The following is a 17,524-nucleotide window of genomic DNA, read 5'->3' as shown; positions in this document are numbered from 1 at the left end:
CCAGGTTCACGCCGCCGGCCAGCAGCTTGGGCGTGGCGTAGGGTTGTCCGGAGACGCCGTAGATGCTGCGAAACAGCCCCTCGATGAGCAAGGTCAGGCCGAAGGTCAGCAACAGCCCGTAGAGATGGTCGAGCTTGTAGAGGTGGCGCAGCAGCAGGCGCTCGAGCACGATGCCGAACAGGCCCACGACGATGGGCGCCACCAGCAGCATGATCCAGTAGTTCAAGCCCAGGTACTGCAGGCCCATCCAGGCCACGAAGGCGCCCAGCATGTACAGCGCGCCGTGCGTGAAGTTGATGATGTTCAACAGGCCGAAGATCACCGCCAGACCCAGCGAGAGCACGGCATAGAACGAACCGTTGACCAGGCCCAGCAGCAACTGGCCCAGCAGGGCCTGTATGGGTACGCCGAAAAGTAGTGTCATAGGGGTGCGACAGGAGATGGGCTAGGCATGTCCGGCATGCACTCGCCCGAACCCCCTTGTAGGGGGCGGGCGCGGCGCATCGCGCGGGGCTTACTTTTTCAGCAGGGGGCAGGTGGAGGAGGACAGCGGCCCGTAGACGGCCTCGGCCGGCAGGGTCTTGACGATGTTGTAGTAGTCCCACGGCGCCTTGGACTGGTCGGGGGTCTTGACCTGGGCCAGGTACATGTCGTGCATGGTCAGGCCGTCGGCGCGGATGTGGCCCTTTTTCATGAACATGTCGTTGATCTCGATGGACTTGAGGTGCGCCATGATGGCGTCGCCGTCGTCCGTGCCCGTGGCCTTGACGGATTCGAGATAGGTCTTGGCCACCGAATAGTCGCCGGCCTGCAGGAACGACGGGGCGCGATTGTGCTGGTCGGAGAAGCGCTTGGCCCAGGCGCGCGATTCGTCGTCCTGGTTCCAGTACCAGGCGGTGGTGAGGTACAGGCCGGCGGTGTTTTCCAGGCCCAGGGCGTGGACGTCGTTGATGAACACCAGCAGGCCGGCGAGCTTCATCGAGTTGGTGATGCCGAATTCCTTGGCGGCCTTGACGGAATTGATGAAGTCGCCGCCGGCGTTGGCCAGGCCCAGGACCTCGGCGCCGGAGGACTGCGCCTGCAGCAGGAAGGAGGAAAAATCGGTGGTGGAAATCGGCGCGCGCACCGCGCCCAGGACCTTGCCGCCGTTGGCCTCGACGACCTTGGAGGTGTCCTGTTCGAGCGAGTGGCCGAAGGCGTAGTCGGCGGTCAGGAAATACCAGGTCTTGCCGCCTTCGCTGACCACGGCCGAGCCGGTGCCGTTGGCCAGCGCGATGGTGTTGTAGGCGTAGTGCACGGTATAGGGCGTGCACTGGGCGTTGGTCAGGGCCGAGGAGCCCGGGCCGACCGCCATGAAGGGTTTTTTCTTTTCGGCGGCGACGGCGGCCATAGCCAGGGCGGTGGCGGAATTGGTGCCGCCGATCAGCATGTCGAGGTTTTGCTGGTCGAACCATTCGCGCGCGCGCGCCGAGGCGATGTCGGCCTTGTTCTGGTGGTCGGCGGTCAGCAGCTCGATTTTCTTGCCGTTGATCTCGCCGCCCATGTCGGCGATCGCCATGCGGATGGCGTCGGCCCCCGCATTGCCGTCGATATCGGCGTAGACCCCGGACATGTCGGCGATGAAGCCGATGCGGATCACATCGTCGGAAATTCCGGCTGCGTGGACGTTCATGGCCAGTCCAAGGCCGGCCAGAGTCAAAGCAGTCGATAGCGTGCGCAATTTCATGGGGTGGTCTCCTAGTGTTGCCGGCGAGCCGGCTGATATCGGTCTCAGATCGGTCTCAGACGCCGAGCAGGTTGTCGAGGATGGGACGCTTTTCGTCCAGCTGCGCGGCCTTGAATCGTTCGACGATCTGGCCATGCTCCATGACGTAGAACTGATCGGCCAGGGGCGCGGCGAAGCGGAAATTCTGCTCGACCATGACGATGGTGTAGCCCTTGGTCTTGAGCGTCGTGATCATGCGCGCCAGCGCCTGCACGATCACCGGCGCCAGGCCCTCGGAGATTTCGTCGAGCAGCAGCAGATTGGCGCCCGTGCGCAGGATCCGCGCCACCGCCAGCATCTGCTGTTCGCCGCCCGACAGGCGCGTGCCCGGCGAGTGCCGGCGCTCCTGGAGATTGGGGAACATCTCGTAGATCTCGGTCAGCGACATGCCCCCGCCCAGCGTCTCGCCCACCGTCGGCGGCAGCAGCAGGTTTTCCTCGCACGACAGCGAGGCGAAGATGCCGCGTTCCTCGGGGCAGTAGCCGATGCCCAGGTGTGCGATGCGGTAGGTGGGCAGGTGGATCGATTCCGTGCCCTGGATGCGGATCGAGCCCTTGCGGCTGCCCGTCAGCCCCAGGATCGCGCGCAGCGTGGTCGTGCGCCCCGCGCCGTTGCGTCCCAGCAAAGTCACCACCTCGCCCTGCTCGACGCGCATGTCCACGCCGTGCAGGACGTGGGATTCGCCGTACCAGGCGTGCAGGCCGGAGATTTCGAGCGCAGCCGTCATCCGTGTGCTCCTTCGAGTTCGCCCTGGGTGGTGCCCATGTAGGCTTCCATGACCGCGGGGTTGCGGGATATCGCCGCGTAGTCGCCCTCGGCGAGCACCGAGCCGCGCGCCAGCACGGTGATCCGATCGGCGATGGAGGCGACCACGTTCATGTTGTGTTCGACCATCAGGATGGTGCGCCCGGCGCTGACCTGACGGATGAGCTCGGTGACGCGCGCGACGTCCTCGTGGCCCATGCCCTGCGTGGGTTCGTCCAGCAGCATCAGCCGGGGTTCCATCGCCAAGGTGGTGGCGATCTCGAGGGCGCGCTTGCGCCCGTAGGGCAGGTTGACGGTCTGTTCGCCGGCGAAGTCGGCCAGGCCGACCTCGGCGAGCAGCTCGCGGGCGCGCCCGTTCAGGCGGCTCAGGCCGCGGTCGCTGCGCCAGAAATGAAAGGACTGGCCCAGGCCGCGCTGTAGCGCGATGCGCACGTTCTCGAGGACCGAGAGCTGCGGGAACACCGCCGAGATCTGGAACGAGCGGATGATGCCCTTTCTGGCGATCTGCGCCGGGCGGTCGCCCGTGATCTCGGCGCCGTCGTAGAAAATCTGGCCCGAGCTCGGCACGAGGAATTTGGTGAGCAGGTTGAAGCAGGTGGTCTTGCCCGCGCCATTGGGGCCGATCAGGGCGTGAATCTGGCCCTGGCGCACCTGCAGATTCACGTCATCGACTGCAACGAACCCGCGAAAGGCCTTGGTGAGGCCGCGGGTTTCGAGGATATAGTCGCCCATGTCGATGGTGTCCCCCTTATCGATGATTGTGCGTCAGTATCGATCTTTGATTCCTGAAGCGCTATCCGGGTTTTTCATGGTGTCCCTGACGTCATGGTGGGGTCTTGTGCTTGTACTCGCAGAGGTCGCGGATGCCGCATTGCGGGCATTTCGGCTTGCGCGCGACGCAGACGTAGCGCCCGTGCAGGATCAGCCAGTGGTGGGCGTCCAGCAGGTACTCCGGCGGCACGCGCTTGAGCAGGGCGCGTTCCACGGCCAGCACGGTCTTGCCGGGCGCGAGGCCGGTGCGGTTGGCGACACGAAAGATGTGGGTGTCCACCGCCATGGCCGGCTGCCGGAAGGCCGTGTTGAGGATTACGTTGGCCGTCTTGCGGCCCACGCCGGGCAGGGCCTCGAGCGCCTCGCGGGTATCGGGCACCTCGCCGCCGTGCCGGGCCAGCAGCAGCTCGCAGGTGCGGATGACGTTGCGCGCCTTGGTCTTGTACAGGCCGATCGTGCGGATCGCCTGGGCCAGGCCTTCCTCGCCCAGCGCCAGCAAGGCTTGCGGCGTCCCGTGTGTGGGAAAGAGCTCGCGCGTGGCCAGGTTGACCGAGCGGTCGGTGGCCTGCGCCGACAGGATGACGGCCACCAGCAGCTGGAAAATGCTGCCGTACTCGAGTTCGGTGCGGGGTTCCGGATTGGCGGCCTGGAGGCGGCGGAAGATTTCCTTGCGGGTGTTCTGGTTCATGTGCGGCGGGCGCGGGCCCGGGCCAGTGCCTGGGCGATGCGTGCTTGTTTCGCCTCGTCATCGGCCTCGGCGGCCAGGGCGGGCTTGTTGGACAGGGTGCGGGCGGCCGGCCCGGCGGATTCCTCGTGGCGGCGCATCAGGCGCGCGTTGCGGGCCTGGTAGCGCGCCCGCGCGGCCCGCGCGTCCTCGGGGCGCCAGTCGCGGCCGGCGGGCACCATGGTGATGCAATCGACCGGGCAGGGTGCCACGCAGCGTTCGCAGCCGGTGCAGTCGGCGGCGAGCACGGTGTGCATCAACTGGTTGGCGCCGATGATGGCGTCCACCGGACAGGCCTGGATGCACAGGGTGCAGCCGATGCAGTGTTCCTCGTCGATCAGCGCGACATGCAGGGGCTGATGGCTGCCGCGGGCCGGGTCCAGCGCCCGTTCGGGTCGTCCCAGCAGGGCCGCCAGCGCCGCGATGGTCCGCGGGCCGCCGGGCGGACAGCGGTTGATGTCGGCCTGGCCGGCCGCCATCGCCTCGGCGTAGGGGCGGCAGCCGTCGTAGCCGCATTGCGTGCATTGCGTCTGCGGCAGGAGGGCGTCGATGGCGTCGGTGAGGGCGGGCATGCAAGGGCGCCGCGCGCCGCTTGCGGTCCGGCGCCGGCGAGGTTCAGTGTGAACGGATGAATGCCGAGATTTTAGGACAGATCTGCTCGCGCCAGCGCCGCCCCGAGAAAATCCCGTAGTGGCCGCAGTGCTCGGCGGTATAGGACTGCCGCATCGACCGGGGCAATGAACGGCACAGATCGTGCGCGGCGTGGGTCTGGCCCTCGCCCGAGATGTCGTCCAGCGAACCTTCGATGGTCAGCAGGGCGGTGCGCTGGATGGCGGCCGGGTCGACGCGCCGGCCGTCGACGACCCAGGTGCCGCGCGGCAGCTGGAATTCCTGGAACACCGTGCGGATGGTGTCCAGGTAGAATCGCGCCGGCATGTCCAGCACCGCGTTGTATTCGTCGTAGAAGCGGCGGTGGGCCTCGGCGTCGCTGTCGTCGCCGCGCAGCAGGTGCATGTAGAAATCGTAGTGCGAGCGCAGGTGGCGGTCGGGATTCATGGCCACGAAGCCCGCGTGCTGCAGGAAACCGGGATAGACCTTGCGGCCGGCGCCGGGATAGCGCGCGGGCACGCGATGGATGAGGTTGTCCTCGAACCAGGCGTAGGATTTCGTGGTCGCCAGCCGGTTGACCTGCGTCGGGGACTTGCGGCAGTCGATCGGGCCGCCCATCATCGTCATGGTGCGCGGCTGACAGGAGGCCTCCTCGCTGGCCAGCAGGGACACCGCCGCCAGCACCGGGACCGTCGGCTGGCAGACCGAAATCACGTGGACGTCGGGCCCCAGGTGGCGGATGAAGTCCTGGACGTAGCGGACGTAGTCGTCCAGCCCGAACGTGCCTTCCGAGGCGGGGACCATGCGGGCGTCGAGCCAGTCGGTCACATAGACGTCATGCGCGGCCAGCAGCGTGCGCGCGGTGTCGCGCAGCAGGGTCGCATGGTGGCCCGACAAGGGGGCCACCAGCAGCACCCGCGGATCGTGGCGGCGCGCGTCGCGGCGGAAACGGACCAGGCGGCAGAACGGCCGCGAGAGGGCGATTTCCTCGGTGACGGGCACGTCATGGGCGCTGATCCGGACTTGCGGGATGTTCCAGGCGGGTTTTTCGTAGTCCTTGCCCAGCCGATGCACCAGTTCGTACGTGGCCGCGAATTGGCGCGACAGCGGCGTGTAGGCCAGGGGACTGTAGGGGTTCGAGAACAGCTGGGAGCCGGTGTCGGTGAAAGCGGCCAGCGGGGCCAGAAAGGAGCGTTGTAGTTCGTGCAGGTCGTACAGCATGGTTTCCGCGTTCCGGTCGTTGACGATGAAGCCCCGGGGATCGGGTCTGGTGTCCTCCTGGTCACCGGGGACTTCGTATCGGGATGTGGGCTCGGGTATCCAATCCGTTCTTGGAGTGTGTACTTAAAGTAACGGAATTCGATGACAGGGGATACCGCAAAGCCCCGGAGGGCGGGTTTTCCCGGCGTCTTGGTGCTGCGGAATGTGGCGTTTTTATGACGTCATACGATCATGGGTGATATGCCGCCGCGTCATGAGGCGGTGCGCCGGTGCGTCCGCGCAGCGGCGTTCAGGGGCGCTCGAGGTACTTGAGCTTGTCGGCGATGCCGTTCCACTCGTCGGCGCCGGGCAGGGCGCCCACCGAACGGTTGATGGGCTTGAACTCGGGCGAGAGTTCGGCGTTCAGCGGAATGTAGTCGATCTGGTCCTGGGGGACGTCCTCCTCGGCGAAGATCGCGTTGGCGGGACATTCGGGCACGCACACCGCGCAGTCGATGCATTCCTCGGGGTCGATCACCAGGAAGTTCGGGCCCTCGCGGAAGCAATCCACCGGACAGACATCGACGCAGTCGGTATATTTGCATTTGATACAGTTTTCGGTGACGACGTGTGTCATGGGTGTGGGCTCCGGCAAACGATCCGGCCGGCGCGGAGGGGGATCGCGCGCGGCCAGCATCGATTTTACCGAAATTACCCGGGAGAACCCTGATTGCCCTGCGCAGAGGTCGGGCATGGCCGCCGCGAGGCGGCCCGTACCGGGTGCTTGGGCCGGCCTATTCGACGGCCTCGTAGGGCAGGCCGACGTAATTTTCCGCGATGGTGGTGAGCCCGGCCACCGTGCTGGTGTAATAGTCCTGCTCGGCGCGCTGGATGCGCTCGCTGAAGGGGTCGTCGTTGAAGGTGTGCAGCAGCATCGTCATCCACCAGGAAAAGCGCTCGGCCTTCCAGATGCGCCGCAGGCAGATCTCGGAATATTTGTCCAGCAGGTCCGCACGGCCCTCGTGGTAGGTGCCGCGCAGCGCGTGGTAGAGGGTATAGACGTCGCTGGAGGCGAGATTCAGGCCCTTGGCGCCGGTGGGCGGCACGATGTGCGCCGCGTCACCCACCAGGAACAGGCGGCCGAATGTCATGGGTTCGGCGACGAAGCTGCGCAGCGGCGCGATGCTTTTTTCCAGCGAGGGGCCGGTGACCAGTTTGCCGGCGATATCCTCGGGCAGGCGGGCCGAGAGTTCCGTCCAGAAGCGGTCGTCGGACCAGTCGTCGACGTGTTCGGCCAGGCTGCACTGGAGGTAATAGCGGCTGCGCGTATGGGAGCGCATGCTGCACAAGGCAAAGCCGCGCGGGTTGTGGATGTAGACCAGCTCGTCCTCGATGGGCGGCGTATCCGAGAGCAGACCCAGCCAGCCAAAGGGGTAGACCCGCTCGAAGTTGCGGATGCCGTCCTGCGGGACTGATTTGCGCGAGACGCCGTGGAAGCCGTCGCAGCCGGCGATGTAGTCGCATTCCAGTTCGATGCGTTCGCCGTCCTTGGTGAAGCTCACCCGCGGCTTGCCGTCCAGGAAATCGTGGAGTTCGACGTCGGCCGCCTCATAGATGATGGGCGCCCCGCTGTCGCGGCGGGCGTCCATGAGGTCGCGCGTGAGTTCGGTCTGGCCGTAGACCAGCACCGAATGCCCGCCGGTGAGGCTTTTCATGTCGACGCGTTCGCGGCGCCCCTGGAAGGCCAGGCTGAAGCCGTCGTGGACCAGGCCCTCGGCGTCCATGCGCTGGGCGACGCCGGCCTCGCGCATGAGGTCGACGAAGCCGTACTCCAGCACGCCGGCGCGGATGCGGCCCAGCACGTAGTCGGGGGTCTTGGCTTCGAGGATGACGGTTTCGATGCCCTGGCGATGCAGCAATTGGCCCAGCAGCAGGCCGGAGGGGCCGGCGCCGATGATGGCGACTTGGGTTTTCATGGATGTCTCCTGTGGTGAAGGGGGGCAGGACGACATCATGGGCCGGAGGGCGCCGGATTGGAATGCCCATTTGGACCATAAAATTGTCAAAATGGAATATAAAGATTTATTTAATACATATCTTAATAATTCTATTTTCTATACTTGAAGTTTTCTGTTGAATGAGATAATAAGCTGATAATAAACATAATTATTGATGAGGCTGAATGCCGCCAAGTCAGCGATTGATGATGATTTCGATCATAAAACGAATACATTCAATTGTCCTTACAGCATTTTCTCGTTGGCGCACTCCGGGCCATGGCCGCGCACCCGGCTCAGAGCAGCAGGGCGGCGAGGGTGCCGCCCACGGTCTCGCCGCGTGCCAGCCATTCCGCGGGAACGGTTTTGGGTGCGAGGATGGCCTCCGGCGTCTGCGCCTGCATGGGCACGATCAAGGTGGGGACGGCCTGCGCCAGTCGCCAGCCGGTACAGATGCGCTCGATCTGGCGCAGGGCGCCCTGGCCGTCGGATCCGGCGGTGACGATGGCGGCGTACGGGCGGCCGTTGAGGCGGTCGAGGACGGCGTAGTAATTGCGGTCCAGGCATTCCTTCATGGCCCCGCTCAGGCTGCCGAGGTTTTCGGGGGCCGCCAGGATCAGGCCGTCGGCGGCCAGCAAGTCCTCGGCGGCGGCCTCCTCGGCGGTCAGCACGCGCAGGATGAAGTCGCCGCCGGCCTGCAGCTCGTCGACGATGGCGCGCGCGCCGCGCGCGGCGGCCTGCGCCATCTGCCGCGCGGCGCCGGTGCGCGAATGCCAGATGATTGTCAGCTGCCTGGGCATGGACGCTCCCACCAAATGATCCGACTCACGGTAGTATAGGAGCCTGAGCAGCCCGCGTCCGGCTTGCACCTCGCGAGCCCTTGAAAGCATGAGCGATCCGATTCCATCCGCAACCGCCGACCCGTTCGACGCCGCCTGGTCGCTGGCGGCGGGCGACGGGCTGGACGAGGCCGGCCGGGCCTTGCTGGCGCGCGCGGCCGATTGGGTGCGCGAGCCCCTGCGGGGCGCGCGGGCCAGCACGGGCGAGCCGCTGGACGCGCATAGCGCGGCCGTGGTCCTGGTCCTGGCCGGGCTGGGATCGGACGCCGTGACCCGGGCGGCCGCCTTACTGGCCGTCCAGCCCGAGCCCGAAGGGGCGGTGACGCGCCAGGATCCGATGCGCAAGGCCTTCGGCCCCGAGGTCACGACCCTGGTGCAGGGCGTGCGCGCCCTGCTGCGCCTGGGCTGGGTGGCCGGGCGCGCCGAGGACGCGGCCGACGGCGGCCAGCGGGAAATGCAACGCAAGATGCTGCTGGCGATGGCCGCCGACCTGCGCATCGTGCTGATGCGGCTGGCGTCGCGGCTGCAGTCACTGCGTTGGTATGCGGCCACGCGCACGCCGTGCCCGCCCGGCTTTGCGCGCGAAACCATGTCCCTGTATACGCCGCTGGCCAACCGCCTGGGCATCTGGCAGATCAAGTGGGAAATGGAGGACCTGGCCTTCCGTTTCCTCGAACCCGACACCTACCGCGCCATCGCCCGCCGGCTCGAGGAAAAGCGCAACGAACGCGAGGCCTTCATCGAGTCGGTGGTGGCGCGCCTGCGCGACGCGCTCGAGGATGCGCGCATCCCGGCCGAGATCCATGGCCGGCCCAAGCACATCTACAGCATCTGGAACAAGATGCGCATCAAGCACCTGGATTTCAGCCAGTTGTTCGACCTGCGGGCGCTGCGCGTCATCGTCGAGGACGAGCGCGCCTGCTATGCCGCCCTGGCCCTCGTGCACGCCATGTGGACGCCGATGCCCGACGAGTTCGACGACTACGTCGCCCGGCCCAAGCCCAACGGCTACCGTTCCCTGCACACCGTGGTGGCCGACGGGGAGGGCAGGGCGTTCGAGGTGCAGATCCGCACGCGCGAGATGCACGAGTTCGCGGAATACGGCATGGCGGCGCACTGGCGCTACAAGGAGGCCGGCGCGCGCGGCGGGCAGGTGTCGGCCGGCGGCGCGTACGACCAGAAGATCGCCTGGATGCGTCAGCTCCTGTCCTGGAAGGACGAGGGCGGGCGCGCGCCCAAGGCGCAGGTCGATGACCGGATCTACGTCATGACACCGCAGGCGCGCGTCATCGAGCTGCCGGCGGGCGGCACCCCGGTGGATTTCGCCTATCACCTGCACACTGACCTGGGGCACCGCTGCCGCGGCGCCCGCGTCGACGGCCAGATGGTGCCGCTGTCGACCCCCTTGCGCACCGGCCAGACGGTCGAGGTGATCGCCGCCAAATCCGGCGGCCCTTCGCGCGACTGGCTCAATCCGCAGCTGGGTTTTCTGGCCAGCCCGCGGGCGCGCGCCAAGGTGCGGGCCTGGTTCAATGCCATCGAGCTGCAGCAGCGCATCGCCCAGGGCCAGGCCATGGTCGAAAAGGAACTGCAGCGCCTGGGCCGCACGGCGACCAACCTCGAGCAGCTCGCGCAGCAGCTTGGCTTCGCCCGCGCCGATGACCTGTACGTCGCGGCGGCCAAGGAGGAATTCAGCCTGCGCCAGATCGACCACGTCTTTCGCGAGCCCGCGGCTTCCGAGCCGGCCGGGCGCGACGAGGCCCGCGTCTATGCCAGCGACCAGGGCAGCGTGGCGCGCACCGGCAAGAGCGGCGTGCTGGTGGTCGGAGTGGATTCGCTGCTGACCCAGCTCGCGCGCTGCTGCCGGCCGGCGCCGCCCGATCTGATCGGCGGTTTCGTCACGCGCGGGCGGGGCGTGTCCATCCATCGGCGCGACTGCGGTTCGTGGGCGGCCCTGGCGCGGCGCCACCCCGAGCGCATCATCGAGGTCGCCTGGGGCGACACCGGCGCCGCCATGTATCCGATCGACCTCAGCATCCACGCGCAGGACCGGCCCAATCTGCTGCGCGACCTGTCCGAGGTCTTTGCCCGCCTGCGTCTGCGGGTGGTGCGGGTGACCACGCACAGCCGGCGCTCGCTTGCGCACATGGTGTTCACCATCGAAGTGCGCAACGGCGAGCAGATCGCCCAGGCGCTGGCCGCCCTCAGCGAACTGCCCGGCGTAGATGCCAGCCGCCATTGAGGTCCGGGCCGCCGCGGCGCTGGTAGAATATCCTGTTTGATCCTGCGTGTTGTCCGCGCCGCCTGCGGATCGGCTGGCATCCTGCGGACGTTTTTCGAGAAAGCCTTGAAACCCTATACCCTTCCCGACCCCCAGGGGCATTTCGGCGTGTTCGGCGGTTCGTTCGTCGCCGAGACGCTGGTGCATGCGCTCGATGCGCTGCGCGAGGCCTATGACCGCTATCGCGACGACCCGGAGTTCCAGCGCGAATTCGCCTATGAACTCGCGCACTACGTCGGACGCCCGACCCCCGTCTACCACGCGCGGCGCTGGTCCCGGCAACTGGGCGGCGCGCAGATCTGGCTCAAGCGCGAGGACCTGAACCATACCGGGGCGCACAAGGTCAACAATTGCATCGGCCAGGCCTTGCTGGCGCGCCGCATGGGCAAGCCGCGCGTGATCGCCGAGACCGGCGCCGGCCAGCACGGCGTCGCCACCGCGACCGTGGCCGCCCGCTACGGCCTCGAATGCGTGGTGTACATGGGCAGCGAGGACGTCCGCCGCCAGGCCTCGAACGTCTATCGCATGAAACTGCTGGGCGCCACCGTGGTGCCCGTCGAGTCCGGCTCGCGCACCCTCAAGGACGCCCTGAACGAGGCCATGCGCGACTGGGTGACCAACGTCGAGAACACCTTCTACATCATCGGCACGGTCGCCGGGCCCCATCCCTATCCCAAGATGGTGCGCGACTTCCAGTCCATCATCGGGCGCGAATGCCTCGAGCAGATGCCGCGCGACGCCGGCCGCCAGCCGGACTACGTGCTGGCTTCGGTGGGCGGCGGATCGAACGCCATGGGGATTTTCCATCCCTACATTGACCAGCCGGACGTGCGCCTGGTGGGCGTCGAGGCGGCGGGCGAGGGCCTGGACACCGGCCGGCACGCGGCATCGCTCTCGCGCGGCGTGGTGGGCGTGCTGCACGGCAACCGCACCTACCTGCTGCAGGATGCCAACGGCCAGATCACCGAAACCCATTCGATCTCGGCCGGCCTGGATTACCCGGGCGTCGGTCCCGAGCACGCCTGGCTGAAGGAATCGGGCCGGGCCGAATACGTGGGGATCACCGACCAGGAGGCCCTGGCGGCGTTCCACGATTGCTGCCGCATCGAGGGCATCATGCCCGCGCTCGAGTCCGCCCATGCGATCGCCCATGCGGTCAAGCTCGCCCCCACCTTGCCCAGTGACCAGGTGATCCTGGTCAATCTGTCCGGGCGCGGCGACAAGGACATGCACACGGTCGCTGAATTCAGCGGCATCACCCTGTGACGGAGCAGGCCATGAATGCGAGCAATTCCCAGGCCGGCAATGCCCGCCTGTCCGCGGCCTTCGGGTCGCTGGCCGGCCGCGCCGCCCTGATTCCCTACGTCACCGCCGGCGATCCGCTGGTGGCGTCCACCCCCGGGCTCATGCATGCGCTGGTCGAGGCCGGCGCCGACGTGATCGAACTCGGCGTGCCGTTCTCGGATCCCATGGCCGACGGCCCGGTGATCCAGCGTGCGGGCGACCGGGCGATTGCCGCGGGCACCAGCCTGGCGCGGGTCCTGGATTTCGTGGCCGAGTTCCGGCGCACGAATACGCGCACGCCGGTCGTGCTGATGGGCTATGCCAATCCGATCGAGTGCATGGGCCGGGAGGCTTTCGCCCAGCGCGCGGCGCAGGCCGGGGTGGACGGGGTCCTGGTGGTGGACTACACCCCCGAGGAATCGATGGATTTCACCCGGATGCTGGCCGAGGCCGGCCTGGATCCGATCTTCCTGCTGGCGCCGACCTCCACCGAGGCGCGCATGCGCCTGGTCGCGCGGCTGGCGCGCGGCTATGTGTATTATGTGTCGCTCAAGGGCGTGACCGGTGCGGGCCACCTCGATACCGAGGACGTGCGCCGCCACCTCGAGGTCATCCGCCGCCACCTCGACATCCCGGTGGGCGTGGGCTTCGGCATCCGTGACGCGCGCAGCGCACAGGCGCTGGCCGCCTGCGCGGATGCGGTGGTCATCGGCAGCGCGCTCATCCAGGTCATCGAGCAGGCCTCGGGCGCGCAGGGGCCGCAGGCCGCCATCGAGGCGGCCGCCGCGTGGCTGGGCGACATCCGCCAGGCGCTGACCGAGATCAAACAAGGATAAGTTCATGAGCTGGTTCGAGAAAATCCTGCCCCCGCGCATCAATCGCAACAACGATTCCAGCGCCAACAAGCGCGTCCCCGAAGGGCTGTGGGTGAAGTGCCCCTCCTGTGAATCGGTGCTGTACAAGGAGGATCTGCAGGCAACGCTGAGCGTCTGCCCCAAGTGCAGCCACCACATGCGCATCGGCGCGCGCGCGCGCATCGATGCGCTGCTCGATCCCGACGGCCGCCTCGAGATCGGCGCCGGGACGCGGCCGATGGATCCTTTGAAATTCAAGGATTCCCGCAAGTATCCCGAGCGCGTCTCCGAGGCCGTCAAGCAGACCGGCGAATCCGAGGCGCTGGTGGTGGTCAGCGGCACCATCCTGTCGGTGCCCACGGTCCTGGCCTGCTTCGAGTTCAGTTTCATGGGCGGCTCGATGGGCTCGGTGGTGGGCGAGCGCTTTGCACGCGGCGTGCTGGCGGCCATCGAGGGACGCATGCCTTTCGTGTGCGTGTCGGCCTCGGGCGGCGCGCGCATGCAGGAATCCCTGTTTTCCCTCATGCAGATGGCCAAGACCAATGCCATGCTCAGCCGCCTCGCGGAGGCGGGCCTGCCGTTCATCAGCGTCCTGACGGACCCCACCATGGGAGGGGTGTCGGCCAGCTTCGCCTTCATGGGCGATGTGGTGATGGCCGAGCCCAACGCCCTGATCGGCTTTGCCGGACCGCGCGTCATCGAGCAGACCGTCCGTGAAAAACTGCCCGAGGGCTTCCAGCGCGCCGAGTTCCTGCTGGCCAAGGGGGCGATCGATTGCGTCATCGACCGCCGCGAAATGCGGGCCGAACTGGCCCATTTGCTGGCCTTGTTCATGCGCCAGCCGATCGAAGTGGTCTCCAAGGCCGCGTAGACCGGGGCGCCGGTTGCGGCGCGGCGAAAAAGAAGGGGTGGCATCCATGGGTGCCACCCCTTCTTTTTCCTGCCGAGGGGCCGCCCTCGGGCGGCCCCTTGCCGTGCCTAGTGGGTTTCCACCTGCTCCAGGGGTTCGTCCTGATGCGTGGCGACCGGCTTGCGGGCCCGGCCCAGGCGCACCGGCGCGGGCGGCACGTAGGACGTGGCGGCGGTGCGCGTCTCGATGAGCTGCATGCCGGCGGCCTGCAGAGACTCGTCGATCGGCGCCATGGCGATGGGCGCCGCGCCGTTGGCGGCTGCGAGGGCCCCGGTGGCCGGGGCGGCTTCGGCCTCGGCGGGCTCTGCGGCCGGCGCTGCCGTGGCGCCCAGCAGCACGGGCGCCTGGACCTCGGCGGGCTCCTCGGCCTCGGGGACTTCCACGCCCCGCGGTGAAACCGCAGTGGGCACGGCGTCGTGGGCCACGGCAACGACATCTTCGGCCGCCTCGGCGGCTGCGGACATGGCCTCATCGGGCACCGGGGCGGCAACGCCCTCGGCCTCGGGTTCCGCATCCGCCGGGCCGGCATCGGCCGCGGCGGCGTCGGCCTGCGCCTCGGCCGTTTGCGCGGCGGCGGGCAGGATCCGGGCGTAGCGGTCCTGGGCGGACTCGGCATCCGCCGCCGGAGCCGGTACGGAGGCGGCGGGCTCGTCGACGACGGTCTCGGCCTGCGCCGGCGTGGATTCGAGGGCCGCCGGAACGTTGGCCTGTGCCGCGCCGTTCAAGGCTTGAGGATCGAAGCGCGGCGTCTCGTGGGTTTCCAGCGCGTGGTCGCCTTCATCGGCGGCGTCGGCGACCTGGACGTCGCTGTCGACGGTCGTTTCGGTGGCGGCGTCGCCGCTGCGACGGCCGCGACGGCCGCGACGGCGGCGGCGCTTGCGCTCGGGATCACCGGTTTCGGTGTCCACCGCGGGGCCGGCGACCGGGGTCTCGATGTCGGTCTCGTGCGCCTCGATCGGGCTGCTGTCGACGGGCGCTAGCGCCTCGGCCGGCGTCGCGACGGGGGCCGGGATGACGGCTGCCGCCGGCGCCTCGGCATGGGTTTCGTCGATCACGACTGCCGTCGCCGGGGCCAGGGTATCCTCGCCGCTGCGGCGTCCGCGGCCTCGGCGTCCGCGGCCGCGGCGCGGCTCGCCGGCCTCGGCGGCGGCTTCGGGCGCGCGGGCCGGCTGGATGGCCGGGCGCTCGGTATCGCGCTCGGCGGGACGGTCGCCGCGCTCGCGCCGGCGTCCGCCGCGGCCCGACGAGGCGCCAGAGCCGCGCTCGCGGCGTCCTTCTGTGCCCGTGCGGCGCCCGCGCGCCGGCGCGGCTTCCTCGGTCTTGGCGTGTTCCTCGGCGGCGACGGGGGTGTTCGACCCGGCCAGCCAGCCGAACAGGCGCTTGAGCAGGCCGCCGGCCTGGGGCGCCGGCGCGGCCGCAGCCGCGGGGGCCGTCGCGATCTTGGGTTCGGGATCGACGTGGCGCGGCGCGGGTTCGGCGGGCTGGATGCCCTTGACCAGCGCTTCGGGGCGCGACGACTTGGCTTCCTGGGCCTTGTTGGGCTGCCAGATCACCTTGTCCTCGGGCTCCTGGACCAGCTCGAAGCTGGTCTTGTGTTCCTCGAGGCGCGGGTCGTCGTGGCGCAGGCGCTCGATGTGGTGGTGCGGGGTCTCCAGCGACTTGTTGGGAATCAGGACCAGGTTCACCTTGAGGCGGGATTCGATCTGGCCGATGTCGCGGCGCTTTTCGTTCAAGAGGAAGGTGGCGACCTCGACCGGCACCTGGGCGTGCAGGGCGGCCGTGCCTTCCTTCATGGCTTCCTCCTGGAGCAGGCGCAGCACGTGCAGGGCGCTGGACTCGGCATCGCGGATCACGCCGGTGCCGGTGCAGCGCGGGCAGGTGATGTGGGAGCCTTCGCTGAGGGCGGGGCGCAGGCGCTGGCGGGAGAGCTCCATCAGGCCGAAGCGTGAAATCTTGCCCATCTGGACGCGCGCGCGGTCGAAGTGCAGGGCATCGCGCAGACGCTGCTCGACGGCGCGCTGGTTCTTGGTCTCCTCCATGTCGATGAAGTCGATCACGATCAGGCCGCCCAGGTCGCGCAGGCGCAACTGGCGGGCCACCTCATCGGCGGCCTCGAGATTGGTGCGCAGCGCGGTTTCCTCGATGTCGGCGCCCCGGGTGGAGCGCGCCGAGTTGACGTCCACGGCCACCAGCGCCTCGGTGTGGTCGATCACCACGGCTCCGCCCGAGGGCAGCTGGACCGTGCGCGAGTAGGCGGTTTCGATCTGATGCTCGATCTGGAAGCGCGAGAACAGCGGCACGTCGTCGCGGTAGAACTTGACGCGGCTCACGTTGTCGGGCATGACCACGCTCATGAAGGCCGTGGCCTGGTCGTGGATGTCCTCGGTGTCGATCAGGATCTCGCCGATCTCGGGCGAGAAATAATCGCGGATGGCGCGGATGACCAGGCTGGATTCCAGGTAGATCAGGATGGGCGCCTTGTTGTCGCGCGCCGCGGCATCGATGGCGCTCCAGAGCTGCAGCAGGTAGTTCAGGTCCCACTGCAGTTCCTCGACGCTGCGGCCGATGCCCGCCGTGCGGGCGATCATGCTCATGCCCGAGGGGATCTCGAGCTGGTCCATCGTGTCGCGCAGTTCCTGGCGGTCTTCGCCCTCGACCCGGCGCGAGACGCCGCCGCCCCGGGGATTGTTGGGCATCAGGACCAGATAGCGGCCGGCCAGCGAAATGAAGGTGGTCAGGGCCGCGCCCTTGTTGCCGCGCTCCTCTTTTTCGACCTGGATGATGAGTTCCTGGCCCTCGGAGAGCGCATCCTGGATGCGCGCGGTGCGCACGTCCACGCCTTCCTTGAAATAGCTGCGCGCGATTTCCTTGAAGGGCAGGAAGCCGTGGCGCTCCTCGCCGTAGCTGACGAAGCAGGCCTCGAGGCCGGGTTCGATGCGGGTGATGACGCCCTTGTAGATGTTGCCCTTGCGTTGTTCGCGTCCGGCGGTTTCGATGTCCAGATCGATGAGTTTCTGGCCATCGACAATGGCGACGCGTAGTTCTTCTTGATGCGTCGCATTGAACAGCATGCGTTTCATGAGTGGGTTTCTCCGTTGTCATGGCGCGCCGGGTTCGGCGCACGACCTCGGGTCACTCGGTCTGCGTGGCTGTGGTCTGCGTAAGGGTCGGGCGGGCCGGAAACGTCAGGCCGCGCCCACCCCTGTCCGGGTAGGCACGGCGCGCCTTGGGGCGCGAGGTTCTGGCAGCAGGGCGGTCAGGGGCACAGTAGTGGTTGACGAAAGTATTTGCTGGGAACGGCAGGCGCGCACAAATGGCCGCGCCTGGTGCTGGAAAGAGCAGAAACCGACAGCGTCGCACGCGGCATCCCGTCGATCCACCGGGCCCGACAGTACTGTGTGGGCGGGGTGGGACCAGGACGGTGCCGGCGACCTTGGACCCGGAAGCTGGAATCCAGGCATTACAATGAGCGCCTCTTGACTCGACGGAGACGCATCCATTGCATCTCTACGTCCAGCGGTTTCC

General features: G+C 67.8%; 15 protein-coding genes. 4 read left to right on the top strand and 11 right to left on the bottom strand.

What is annotated here, in order from left to right:
- The 10 genes from OOZ48_RS02620 to OOZ48_RS02575 form a co-directional block, all read right to left on the bottom strand.
- Positions 1-424: ABC transporter permease subunit (locus OOZ48_RS02620; protein WP_442867508.1), on the bottom strand; the 424-nt coding region annotated here is incomplete at its 3' end.
- A 90-nt stretch (positions 425-514) separates the two neighbouring features.
- Positions 515-1,726 (bottom strand): ABC transporter substrate-binding protein, encoded by a 1,212-nt coding sequence (locus tag OOZ48_RS02615; RefSeq protein WP_269495371.1) that lies wholly within the window; start codon positions 1,724-1,726, stop codon positions 515-517.
- A gap of 55 nt (positions 1,727-1,781) precedes the next feature.
- Positions 1,782-2,492 carry an ABC transporter ATP-binding protein gene (locus tag OOZ48_RS02610; protein ID WP_269495370.1) on the bottom strand — a complete coding sequence of 237 codons (711 nt, stop codon included), beginning with the start codon at positions 2,490-2,492 and terminating at the stop codon, positions 1,782-1,784.
- Entirely contained in the window at positions 2,489-3,262 is a 774-nt protein-coding gene (locus tag OOZ48_RS02605) for an ABC transporter ATP-binding protein (protein ID WP_269495369.1), read from the bottom strand. Before OOZ48_RS02605 ends, OOZ48_RS02610 begins: the two co-directional genes overlap by 4 nt.
- Positions 3,263-3,353: 91 nt before the next feature.
- Entirely contained in the window at positions 3,354-3,989 is a 636-nt protein-coding gene (gene nth / locus OOZ48_RS02600; protein WP_269495368.1) for an endonuclease III, read from the bottom strand.
- A complete protein-coding gene (locus tag OOZ48_RS02595) occupies positions 3,986-4,597 on the bottom strand; it encodes an RnfABCDGE type electron transport complex subunit B (protein WP_269495367.1) in 612 nt (203 codons plus the stop codon). Before OOZ48_RS02595 ends, nth begins: the two co-directional genes overlap by 4 nt.
- Positions 4,598-4,640: 43 nt before the next feature.
- Positions 4,641-5,855, bottom strand: a complete 1,215-nt coding sequence (locus OOZ48_RS02590; RefSeq protein ID WP_269495366.1) for a polyhydroxyalkanoate depolymerase — start codon at positions 5,853-5,855, stop codon at positions 4,641-4,643.
- A gap of 289 nt (positions 5,856-6,144) precedes the next feature.
- The gene (gene fdxA, locus OOZ48_RS02585) at positions 6,145-6,471 is read right to left on the bottom strand and encodes a ferredoxin FdxA (RefSeq protein ID WP_269495365.1); all 327 of its coding nucleotides are present in this window, start codon (positions 6,469-6,471) and stop codon (positions 6,145-6,147) included.
- 157 nt (positions 6,472-6,628) lie between these two features.
- Complete coding sequence (pobA, locus tag OOZ48_RS02580) at positions 6,629-7,810, bottom strand: 4-hydroxybenzoate 3-monooxygenase (protein WP_269495364.1); 1,182 nt, start codon at positions 7,808-7,810, stop codon at positions 6,629-6,631.
- A 317-nt stretch (positions 7,811-8,127) separates the two neighbouring features.
- On the bottom strand, positions 8,128-8,631 hold the full coding sequence (locus tag OOZ48_RS02575; RefSeq protein ID WP_269495363.1) for an NAD(P)H-dependent oxidoreductase: 504 nt from the start codon (positions 8,629-8,631) through the stop codon (positions 8,128-8,130).
- Positions 8,632-8,719: 88 nt separating this feature from the next.
- Between OOZ48_RS02575 and OOZ48_RS02570 the strand changes: the two genes are divergently transcribed.
- The 4 genes from OOZ48_RS02570 to accD all read left to right on the top strand — a co-directional run bounded on the left by OOZ48_RS02570 (position 8,720) and on the right by accD (position 13,960).
- The gene (locus tag OOZ48_RS02570; RefSeq protein ID WP_269495362.1) at positions 8,720-10,912 is read left to right on the top strand and encodes a RelA/SpoT family protein; all 2,193 of its coding nucleotides are present in this window, start codon (positions 8,720-8,722) and stop codon (positions 10,910-10,912) included.
- Positions 10,913-11,017: 105 nt separating this feature from the next.
- On the top strand, positions 11,018-12,217 hold the full coding sequence (trpB, locus tag OOZ48_RS02565) for a tryptophan synthase subunit beta (RefSeq protein WP_269495361.1): 1,200 nt from the start codon (positions 11,018-11,020) through the stop codon (positions 12,215-12,217).
- Between the two features lie 11 nt (positions 12,218-12,228).
- Positions 12,229-13,071, top strand: coding sequence for a tryptophan synthase subunit alpha (trpA, locus tag OOZ48_RS02560; RefSeq protein ID WP_269495360.1), 843 nt, complete (start codon positions 12,229-12,231; stop codon positions 13,069-13,071).
- Between the two features lie 4 nt (positions 13,072-13,075).
- The gene (gene accD, locus OOZ48_RS02555; RefSeq protein ID WP_269495359.1) at positions 13,076-13,960 is read left to right on the top strand and encodes an acetyl-CoA carboxylase, carboxyltransferase subunit beta; all 885 of its coding nucleotides are present in this window, start codon (positions 13,076-13,078) and stop codon (positions 13,958-13,960) included.
- Between the two features lie 107 nt (positions 13,961-14,067).
- Here accD and OOZ48_RS02550 read toward each other — a convergent pair whose 3' ends face one another.
- Positions 14,068-17,079 carry an Rne/Rng family ribonuclease gene (locus tag OOZ48_RS02550; RefSeq protein ID WP_269495358.1) on the bottom strand — a complete coding sequence of 1,004 codons (3,012 nt, stop codon included), beginning with the start codon at positions 17,077-17,079 and terminating at the stop codon, positions 14,068-14,070.
- Positions 17,080-17,524: the final 445 nt, after the last annotated feature.

Origin of the sequence: Castellaniella sp. S9 (assembly GCF_027257175.1) — a bacterium.
Lineage (GTDB): Bacteria > Pseudomonadota > Gammaproteobacteria > Burkholderiales > Burkholderiaceae_B > Castellaniella.
The sequence above is the reverse complement of the archived record's forward strand: the minus strand, read 5'-3'. Positions and strand labels throughout refer to the sequence as shown.